Consider the following 10,591-nt stretch of genomic DNA (forward strand, 5'->3'; position numbering starts at 1 on the left):
TGAAGACGACCGCACCGATCCAGAGCAAGCTCGCCGGGCACGGGGTGAAGCCCGCCGAGCACTACCCCGACTCCGGCCACCCCTCGGCCGACCTGATCACCACGGCCCTGGAACAGGGCATCCGTATGGTCACCCCGGTCCTCCTGGACCACTCCGCGCAGGCCAGGGCCGCCGAAGGCTTCGACAAGAACGCCTTCACCATCAACTGGAAGACCCGCCAGGTCCGCTGCCCCGCCGGGAGGACCAGCTCCCACTGGAACCCCGTCAAACAGCACGGCACCGACGCCATTGTGATCACTTTCAGCGTCCTGACCTGCCGCGACTGCCCCTTCCGGCAGCAGTGCACCACCTCGAAGAACCAGCGCCGCATACTCACCCTGCGACCGAAGGAACTCCACGAGAACCTCGCCCGGGCCCGCACCGAGCAGAAGACGGAGACCTGGAAGAACAAGTACGCCCTCCGGGCCGGTGTCGAGGGCACCATCAACCAGACCCTCGACATCACCGGCATCCGCCGGGCCCGCTACCGCGGCCTACCGAAAGTCCGCCTCCACCACGCTTTCTCCGCCACCGCACTCAACGTGATCCGGCTCGACGCCCACTGGACCACCGGCCCCCACGACCGCACACGCACCAGCAGACTCGAACGGCTCAGCTACCGACTCTCCGCCTGAACGAATTGCGCAGCAGAGTCGCTCAGCCCAGCAAAGATCGCCCGATCGAAGCGCCGCCGACGCATGCAGTGACGCAAAAGCCCAGGTCAGACACCGTCTGACCTGGACTTGTCGCTGAGCCTCCTGTCGGATTCGAACCGACGACCTACGCATTACAAGAGGGTGCAAGATCGTGACGGGTGATGGCGGGAGGTGCCGCGGAGTCCTGTTTTCCCAGCTCAGGTGCCTGAGCCTCTGGATCACCTTGCCGCCTGATCCGCCCGTGCCATCCGGTCCGCTCACGCATCGCTCACGCACGCCGGACGCGTCGCCGTGTCCCGTGCGTACCAACATCACGCGTCAGGATCCCAACACCCTCGCCACTCTACTCACCATGGGATGCCCATCCCCGGAAGGCCGAGGCGACAGCCTCCGCGTGAGCCGATCCGCTCGCATGATCTCCATCAGGCCTACCCACATCTTGAGAGTATCGGCGGCTTCTCCCTATCCTCGGCCCCGCGGCGCCACACAGGTACGTTCGGTGAAGAACCAGCCCCCTTTGGAACAGGTGGCGCCCAGAACCCGACCCTTCTCCCGAAGCCACGGATAGCGGCCTTGCAGTTCTACGAAGTTGTCGTTCGTCACGACCGTCGCACCGGCTTCGTCCGCGATGACCGCCACGAGGGCATCGCCCTTGCCCTCAGTACCGGCCGGAGGCTGGATGATGTCCCCCTTGCCGAGGGCGGCCTCCACAGCGTCACGTTCCACATCCGCGACCTTGTGGCGAAAGTTGGCGTCGACCACGACATGAATGTCGGCCTCTGGGTACTTCTTGGCCAGCGCCACCCGCGCGGCCTGAAGCTGAAAGAAACGCGGGTGATCGTCATCCTCGTAGACACCCGGGCGTACCGGTGAGTGACCGATCCAGGCGAGATTGGATCCGTCGACGACCAGAGTCCGCGGACCGCCGTCGAGTAGCGCTGGCCGCGCCTTCAAAGGCATGGGAACGGGGCGAGCGCCGGCGACCAATGCAGTCGACCAGAGGGAGTCCGGATTCGAGCTGCCCTTCAGCAGGCGGTCCAACTCCTCTTGTACCTCGGGCGTGGGGCCACCCGAACCGAAGCTCTCGACCTCTTGGTCGACCACGACCTCGCCCGTGTGCTCCAGGGTGGCCTTGACATGGAGCAGGCCGTTGGAGTCATACGTGTACTCCAGGTCGAAGCGGGACTCGTCTCGGACCCGCGGCGAGGGGTAAGTGAGGGTGAGCTCGGTGAGCTGCACGTTGTCGCGATGGGCGAGCTCCTTGTCCGGGTCTCCCTCCCAGATCTCCACGGACAGCTTCCGCGCGTGGTCCTTCTGCGGCGTGTAGCTTTTGCGTTCCTTCCAGGGCAGCGGTGAGTTCCTGGGGATGATCTCGCTGAACCGCTTGCCTCTCGCGGAGTCCTTGACCATCGTGCCGAGCGCATGGCTGGTGGCAACCTGGATAACCCCCTCGGTCTCACCGGCTAGCACCGCCGAGGCGATCGAAGCGCCGCGCGCGACTGCTGCCATCGGGTCGCACAGTTCGGTGGGCACGGGCTCCGTCTGGAGCGCTTCGGCGACCGCGGCCCGCACACTGGGGATCTGGCTTGTGCCACCGATCATGAGGATGTCGTCCACATCGAGCGGGGCCATGTGCAGGTCTTTCAGGCACTGCTCCACAGGCCCGAGGGCCCGGTCGACGAGGTCGCCGATCGCCTCCTCCAGCTCAGCCTGGTGGATATCGACACCCACGCCGTCGGGGGTGACCACCGTGACGAACGGCTGGGAAGAGAGCAGGATCTTGCTCCGCTCCACGTCCAGACGGAACTGCCGCTCCTGCGCCGGAGTCCAGGCCCTGCGCCGGGGTGCTCGTCCGAGGACGAGTTCACGCAACCGCCGGTCGATCTCCAGACCGCCCAGCTCCGTTACTCCACGAGAAGCGCGCTCTTCGAAAAAACCGTCCGAGTAGTCGAGCACGGTCACGTCGATGGTGCCACCGCCCCAGTCAAAGACCAAGATCTGGGAGTCCTCACAGATGTCGTGGACATACGAGATGGCAGCCGCTGTGGGTTCGTTGAGCAGGGCCTGGACGTCGATGCCGGCGAACCGGGCCGCGGCCCTGGTCCGGTATCGGGCAGCACCCGTGGCGTTGGCGGGAACAGTGATGACGGCGCGATCGATATCAGTGAGGTTGTGCTGGGCGCCGTCACGCATGGCGCTGAAGACACCCGCCGCGACGGTGGTCGCCGCGAAGCGCCTGCCCTGAATGGTCACGTACTCGTCGCTCTTGAGGAGCCGTTTACAGGCTTCGGCCGCTTCCTCGGAGCGAAGCTTGGCCTCCCAGCCGAACAAAGGGCCGCGCCGAAGCGAGCTGGCGCCCACGACCGAGGGGAAGAGCTGTTCGAACCCCGGCCGTCGCCAGTCGGCGTCAATGTGGTGGGCATCGAGCGGCAGCACCTCGGCTTCATCATGCTGCCACTGGGCCACGACGGAGTTGGTCGTACCGAAGTCGATTCCTGTTGGGATCACTTGGCGTCATCCCCCTGCGCATCCACCGCGCTGGTCCCATCACAGACCGGCAGGGCCCTCGGGGCCGGAATTCGGCGCAGTTGCCCGGCGAGCAGCAGCTTGTCCGTCCCCTGGTCCACATATGCCGGCCGGACCAGCTCGAAGCCCTCGCCTTCCCCCTCGACGACGACGAAGAGTTCCTGCTCGTCTGGCTCCTCGACCACACGGACGCCCATGTCGATAAGGGAGGCGCGCACCGCACGGCGGATGGCCTTCGCTCCCTGTTCGGGCGTGCTCGCGAGAACATCGGTCTCGACCATCCGGGCGATGTGCTCGTCCCGTGTCCGGAACGCCTCGAGCACGCCCTGTCGCAGTGCAGCGCTGACCATGGCCGGGGTGGGACGGACGTCCTGCGGAATCTGAACGATGAGCTCCTCGGCCCGTTCGGTGAACCGGGCGAGGAGCTGCGCCGGGTGGAGGAGTTCCTCCGGCCTGAGGGTGCGCAGCTTCATGCCCGCCGCGAACTCCCTGTTCTCCTTGCGGCGAATGCGACCCGTGGGCTTCTTGGCCTGTCCGGCCGCGTTCGGGCTGCTCTTGCGGCGTGCGGACTTGCTGCTCATGAAGTCGTCCTGTGATCGTGATCGGGGCGCCGGGGCGCGGTAAGTAGGGTGGGGAGAAGGTCGGCGATCGCGCGGAAGCGTACCGTCGCGAGGTCCTCATCGGCCCGGTACGTGGTCCGGCGCGGCATAGTGGCAGTACGCGGTGCCAGGGACTCTGGTCTCACTGTGGGCAGTCGCAGGGACGCGGGGTCCAGCGGCAGTACGAAGAAGTCCGACCAGTCCTCAGTCCTCTCCGCCTGCTCGATCCGGCGCTTCGCCCAGTTGGCCTGCGTCGCCAGATCGAGGTCGTCCTTGTCGACCCGTCTGCGCTCGCGCCACTGGTGCTTCCAGTGCTCACTCTTGTGCGGCAGCCCAAGCTCCAGATACGGGTTGGCAGGATGGTCCCGATCATTGCGCATGGTGCCCCGCCGACGATCCAGGAGAGCCAGGTTGTCCTCGACCCGCCGGTCGGTGCGGGCGACGCGCGCCAACGAGACGTATGCAAGGTCGAGATCGTCGTCGAGCAGCGCAAGGTAGGCGAACATGTTGCACGCCTCGGCAGCGTGCTCGGCTGGCGAGCCATGGTGATCGACGAGCTTGTCGACCTGCGCCCGAGCCTTCTTCCTCTCACCCTGGCAGATGAGGTCGTACGCATGCCGCAGCGCCACGAGGGCGTAAAATGGCCCACGCGCCGGATTTACCGCGACCCTCGGCTCCCACAGGGAGCACATCAGCCGCCACAGCCCGCGGTCGGCGGGGATGTCCGGATCCCAGGAGCCCGTCACAGCACCATCCCGCACCTTGCGCAGGCGGATCACCTGCTCGCGAGGCAGCAACCCCTCCAGTTCCTTGAGAACAGCTGTCTCACCATCCGCGATGCACAGGAGCAGGTCGTAGAGGCTGCCAGGCGCCGGCTGGACCGGCTCGCCCGCCAGGAACGCCTCTCGCTCTCCGGGCTCGTCCCAGCCGAGAGAGCGGGCGAGGGCGGCATCCGACTTCTCTGGGGCGAGTCTGGCGAGCAGGTAATGCTGCTCGTCCGCGTCCGCCCGCATAGCCCACGGCTTATGACCACGGTTCAGTACGCCTGCCTCGATCAGGTCGTCGATGACGCCGAGGGGCGCCCAGGGGACGATGGCCCCCAAGTGGCTTGCGGTCAGCTTGCCCAGGTCTTTCCGGGCAAGGGCCTGTTGAAGCGCGAAGGCCCCAGACGGGTCCTCCCCGGGTCGGGGGAGGTCCTCCGAACCCAGACCGGTCGCCGGGACCGCTCCCATGATGACCGCGAGCCGGCGCTCACCGGCGAGCGAGAGCCAGGGCAGGCCGACTTCGTGGACGGCTGAGAGCACGGCGGTGGTTTGCGCGACGGCTCGGCCCGGCTCAGAGGTTTCGAGCAGGGCCTTGACCGCAGGAAGAAGTTGAGGTGTCGGCTGTCCGTCCAGACAGGCACGGATGGTGTCAGTGCTCCACCGCAGAGCTCCGTCCTCGACGTTCGTGGACTCCAACAGCCCACGCAGCACGCTCTCGACACAGGCCACCGCCTCCGCGCCGAAGACTCCGGCCTTACGCCACTTGCGCAACGCGAATCCGTCGACCACGTTTCCGGGGCCGGTGATCGCGCCGGATCGACGAGCGGACCGCCGCGCCCGCCATGCCTCGACCATCTCAGCCCGCGTCATCGACCCCGCAATCGGCTCTGTCCCCGTTCCGAATCCGCTGCCGAGCCGATCGAACGAAGCGTCCTCGTTCCCCATGCGCCCCCGCTTGTCTCCCGTGTTCGCAACCCGCGTCGTATTTTGACAGGACTTCCTGCTCCGACGGCAGGGCCCCAGCTAGACCACTATGTGCTCTGCGCCCGGCCCAGCCCAGGTCCCGTCGGCGCGCCAGGCGAGGAGCACGCTGAAAGCACCGTCGACCGCGTCGACCACCCATGGCTCCGTCGGCTCGCCGCCCAACACAGCGACGAGGAACTCCGCCTGGCCCTCGGTACGCAAATGGGACGCCTCCATGAGGTGCAGCGCTGACTCCCGAATGGACTGGTACGTGCTGTCCTCGCTGCCCAGTACGTCGAAGAGCACGGTGCCGTTGGCTCGCGTGCACCAGGCATCCACGAAGGCACTCTCCCCGGCCTCAGCCGCACTGTCGTACAGGTCCGCGAGCAGGCGGTGCCGGAGCGCTTCGTGACACCGGTCCGCCCGCGCCACCAGCACGGCGGCGGTCACCAGGCGTTCCAAGCCGCTACCCGCCTCGTTCGGACACTCTTCCTCCGCCCGCTTCTTTTCGACCAGTTGGGGTGTCGGGTCAGTGGCGGACATGGTCCCCCTTCGGGGCTGGGGAGGGCTATCGGGGAAGGTCAGCTGTCCGCGGTACTCCGTTCCAGGTTCGTGCACGGTGAGCAGGGACCGGCCGTCGGGCGAGAGCCGCCACTGGAAGCGGCTGCCTTCGACGATGACAAGGGTCTCGAACAACTCGACGTCCGCGGTTCTCAGGTCATCAGCAAGCGTCCACCGCATCGCATGCACGAAGGCTTCATCGACCATCCCGCGTATCCGCCCTACCCGCTCGTAGCCAGCGCAGGCCGAGGCAGTGGCGTGCACTGCGCCTGCGTTGAGTAAGCGGACCGGCTCCACGGCACCGAGCGGTGGTCCGCACTCCCGCACCGACGCGGTTAGCCCCGATCTCCGCGCGGCCCGTGCGTCCTTGCTCGCCCTGGACGCGACGCCCGCCTCGAACTGCGCGAAGCTCCGCTCCGCGTGCACCGCGTCGTAGCCCGTGATCACATCAGCCTCGGGACTGAGCACCATGCGGAATCCCGCAAGGTCAAGCACCCAGGTGCCGTCCGCGGCGCGCAGGTGCCGGGCCCGCTCCACGAACGGGGCCAGCATGGCCTGCAATTCCACCGCTGCCTCACGTAGACCGCCCCGGTGCCGTACAACGAAGGCCCCGCACGCCCCCGAGCTGACCCGCACGGCGTCAAGCTGCCGCGCATCGAGGTTGAGACAGGCCTGGTCCTGCGCGCCAACCAGTTGGGCAAGGCGGCGGGGCTTTGCCACGATCACCGGTTCAGCAACGCGGAAGCCCCCGCAGGGGGCTGTTCTGCACCACTTGTCCGCGTGGTGGGTGTAATTGATGCACGGAGTCCCATCAGCAAGGTATCGACTGCACCGGCTCGCCGCAGGCTCCGCGGCAGAGCCGCCCGCGTCACGCGGGGAGGAAGCGGACGCGGCGGCAGGTGCGCGAACCGGGACGGGGCCGCCGATCTGCGGAGGCAGAGGGAGGGTGTGGACGACGGTAAGCGACTGGGTGCAACGTGTCAGCGCGATATACAAATGCTGCAGGCCCACGGACTCGTCTGCGATGGTCCTGGCCGGCTCCACCACGACGACGTGGTCGAATTCCAGGCCCTTCGCCTCAACTGGAGTGAGCACGGCAAGGTTCCCGAGACTCTCCGGACCGAGCGCGCGCACCATGTCGCTGCCCCGCTCACCGCCTGGAGGCACGATCACGCCGATCGAGCGTTCGTCCGCTCCGGCAGGCGCGCTCGCTCGTAGGCGTGCCACGGCCTCGGCGGCCAGAGTGCCCACGTTGGCCCCTTGGACCACGGCAACGTCCGCGCCCGTCTCGCGCACTGATTCGGGCACTGCCACGCCGGGTGCGCAGTGCCTGCCAAGCCGGGCCACGAAGTCCATAACCTCTCCCGGCACGCGGAAGCCCCTGCGCAGCTGAGTGACCCGCCACCCGTCCTGGCCGGCGAGCGCCTTGCCAAGCCCGCCCCAGTCCTGGTGGAGGTATGGACCGGACGACTGTGCGAGGTCGCCGAGCACCGTCATCGAACCGCTGGGGCATCGACGTGCCAGGGCTCTGGCCTCCATTGGCGTGACGTCCTGTGCTTCGTCGATGACCAGGTGCCCGTACACCTTCTGGGGGCGTCCGGCCAGTACATACTCCAGCTCATCGAGCAGGACCAGGTCTTCGCGGCTTAGCCTGGTGGGCGGACACGCCGTGAGGCTACCTGGGCTGGCTCCCGGGCGAGGTGCGGTGAGCAGGTCCAGCTCGGCGGCCGAGAGAATGCCCTCGGCGGCCCGGCTGAGGGTGGACCCGCCGGTGAACAGGCCCCGCAGCACGTCCAGGGCCGCAAAACTGGGACAGATTCGTTTGAGAAGGCGTACGACGGGACGAGCCTTGGCTGTCTCGGCCAGGTAGTCGATGTCGGCAGGGCCGGGCAGCAGCCCGACGTAGACATCGGTCAAGTGCTGCGTGATCTGCTGTACGCACCGCTCCCGGCGCACCTGGTACGGACTGTCGCCACCCAGCGCCGCACCAGCGATCTCCGCAATCTCCTCCACAGGCACCACGACTTCGCGGCGGTTCAGCTCGTAGGTGAAGACCGGCCCACCCACCAGCGCGGTCAAGCGTTCCGCCGAGCTCATCGTCTCGCAGTTGACGGCCCTGCGCAGCACCTCAGCCATCCTCGGGTCGGCCTTCAGCGCTGCGACCGGGCGGGGGTCCCGGGGCGACGCTGCCGCTGACCAGAGCGCAGGCAGTTCGAGCAGCAACAGTTTGTCGGCGCCGAGTTCGGACAGGGCGACACCTACGTAGTCGAGGAACGCCCGATTGGGGCCGATGACGAGGATCTCCCTGGCTGTCCGGTGCTTGTTGTCCAGCAGCCAAGTCACCCGGTGCAGGCCGACCGCTGTCTTGCCCGTGCCCGGGCCGCCTTGGATCACGAGTACGCCCGCAGGCTCCTCCGCCACCAGCTGGAGCTGTTCCCGCTGGATGGTCTCGACGATGTCATGCATCGAGCCGTCGCGTGCACGGTCCATCTCGTCGACGAGCGGATCACGCCACACCGGTTCTCCAGCCGCCGAGTTTGGCATGTCGCTGGCGACAGGTGCCGTGAACGTCCCTGGTAGCACCGGTCGTCCCGCTTCGGAGCCGTGGAGATCGAGATAGCGCTTGACCACCTGTTGATCACAGATGATCTGACGCAACAGCGACACTTGCCCCGGATTCTGCTCACTGGTCAACCGCCAGTTGACTGCAGCCTGCGAACTCCAGGAAATTACCACGGGATTCCGCTGCTCATCCCGCACTAGGCGGCGCCCCACGTAGAACGTCTCGCGCCCCTGTCCTTCGTCGACATCGGCCCTCATGAAGACGAGGGACTTGCCTCCGGTGTCGAGAGACGCCAGCTCCCGCTCCCAGGTTCGCCGGACGTCGATGGAGTCCTTACCGCTGGCTGCGGCGTCGAGACCGCTCAGCTTCGACGCCTCCTCCCGGGACCGCTCCAAACAGGAATAGGCGTGATCGACCGCGCGCTGTTCCGCAGCGAGCACGGCTGCCCGTTCAGTGCGCTTGGGCATCCTCGCTCTTCCCCTCCTTCCCCATGCAACGCGGCGCGGCGGCGAGCACGATGGGTGTTCGCACTGTAGGTGCGCATTGAACGTCGCTCCGGCTGCACACGTGGCTGGCGCTCGGTGCCCTCTCAGCCTTCCTCGTCGAGTCCCTCCTCACGCCGGCGTCGACGTTGTACTCGCTCGGTGCCCCGCTGGAAAGCTTGTCCTTTACCGATCTCGGCCTTTCGAGAGTCTGTTGTCGAGCTTCTGACGGCACCGACATCTTCGCTCCCGCCTCAAGCACCTTCCCTCACCTTCGCCGCAACCGCCCGTTGTCACGTCGCCGACGGACGGAATCTTTAGCCCCAGTACCGGCGATGGACTTGATCCGCACCAACCCGCGATCTCTCGACGACAGCTGCCCCCAGACCAGGAACTCACGACATCCGCTTCACCCCCGACAACCGCCATTCAGTCACCGCCACTGATCAGCTGGAACTCGTTGTCCATCGGGCTGATTCACCAGTCGCTGTCTCGGCTAGCCTATCTTTTGGAAACCTCCCCAACAGCGTCGCTGCCGACAACCGTGAAGACATAGTCTCCTGCCCCTTCGCGACAGACCAGTCCTCGTAAGCGATCTCGTTCACCGCGCTTCGCCCCCACTGCACGCTCGTCCAGCGGTTGTCCATCGACGTCCCCGAACGGCAGCCCTCGGGCCGGTCAGACGCAACGAGACCCGTCCACAGAAGGCAAACGGACCAGGACAGCCAGGACTGACGGTTGCGTCCCGGGAAGAGCGCCCCTCCTCGATGCTGCGAGAAGGCGATTCGACGTCTTTACTCGCTCTTCTTGTCGCCTTGTTCGTTGTCCCCGAACAGACGGCGGGCTCGCTCGGCGAGACCTGTGGAGAGCTTCTCCGTGACCGAGCCGGCCCGGCCAAGGGTCTCGTTGCCGAGGCTCACGGCGGCATCGACACGCCTCGCACCTGTCACAAGCGCCTTGTCCCTCGCCTCGGTAGCTGCGTCCGCCCATCGCCTGGCCTCCGACGGCTGATAACCGGACTCGATCCCGAGTCGGGCATGAAAGCCGTGGACGTCCGTAGTGACGTGATTGATCGACCGGACCAGGGTCGGAGACTTGTTCGGATTCAGCAGCACCTTGGCGTTGGCCGTACCGGCAGCCGTATTCATCCTGGCCACCAGACGCTCGGTGGTCCGCGAGATGTGTTCCATCCGGGCCTTCCGGGCAGCCTTCAGCCCGAGACGGTGTCCGTTCAACTCGTCCGGCGACGCGTCCAGCACCCGGTCCAGTTCGAGCACGACGCCCGCGTCCTGCAGTTGGAAACACCGGGCCAGAACGGCGAGCCACTCACGCACCTCGGACTCGGCGTCCTTGGCCGTCGCGGTGAGGTCACCGATCTTGGTCTTCTGCTCCATCTTCTCCGCGAGCGCGTCGAGCTGGCACAAGGCGTATGCCTGAG

5 protein-coding genes and 1 pseudogene are annotated in these 10,591 nt (G+C 66.7%); 1 reads left to right on the top strand and 5 read right to left on the bottom strand.

The window, feature by feature from the left end; all coding sequences use genetic code 11:
- Positions 1-674 (top strand): transposase (locus H300_RS0121095; protein ID WP_028429452.1); only part of this gene is annotated, 674 nt, incomplete at its 5' end.
- Positions 675-1,157: 483 nt separating this feature from the next.
- On the opposite strand, the gene H300_RS0121100 is transcribed toward H300_RS0121095, so the two are convergent.
- From H300_RS0121100 to H300_RS0121120, 5 genes and pseudogenes are all read right to left on the bottom strand, one after another.
- On the bottom strand, positions 1,158-3,203 hold the full coding sequence (locus tag H300_RS0121100; protein ID WP_037981365.1) for an Hsp70 family protein: 2,046 nt from the start codon (positions 3,201-3,203) through the stop codon (positions 1,158-1,160).
- Positions 3,200-3,802: a hypothetical protein gene (locus tag H300_RS29555; protein WP_051270265.1), complete on the bottom strand. Its 603-nt coding sequence runs from the start codon at positions 3,800-3,802 to the stop codon at positions 3,200-3,202. Before H300_RS29555 ends, H300_RS0121100 begins: the two co-directional genes overlap by 4 nt.
- Positions 3,799-5,529, bottom strand: coding sequence for a hypothetical protein (locus H300_RS0121110; protein ID WP_028428980.1), 1,731 nt, complete (start codon positions 5,527-5,529; stop codon positions 3,799-3,801). Before H300_RS0121110 ends, H300_RS29555 begins: the two co-directional genes overlap by 4 nt.
- 78 nt (positions 5,530-5,607) lie before the next feature.
- Positions 5,608-9,138, bottom strand: coding sequence for a UvrD-helicase domain-containing protein (locus tag H300_RS29560; protein ID WP_028428981.1), 3,531 nt, complete (start codon positions 9,136-9,138; stop codon positions 5,608-5,610).
- Positions 9,139-9,947: 809 nt separating this feature from the next.
- A pseudogene (locus H300_RS0121120) lies at positions 9,948-10,591 on the bottom strand (hypothetical protein); the annotation flags it as partial.

This window comes from Streptomyces sp. TAA040 (assembly GCF_000424845.1).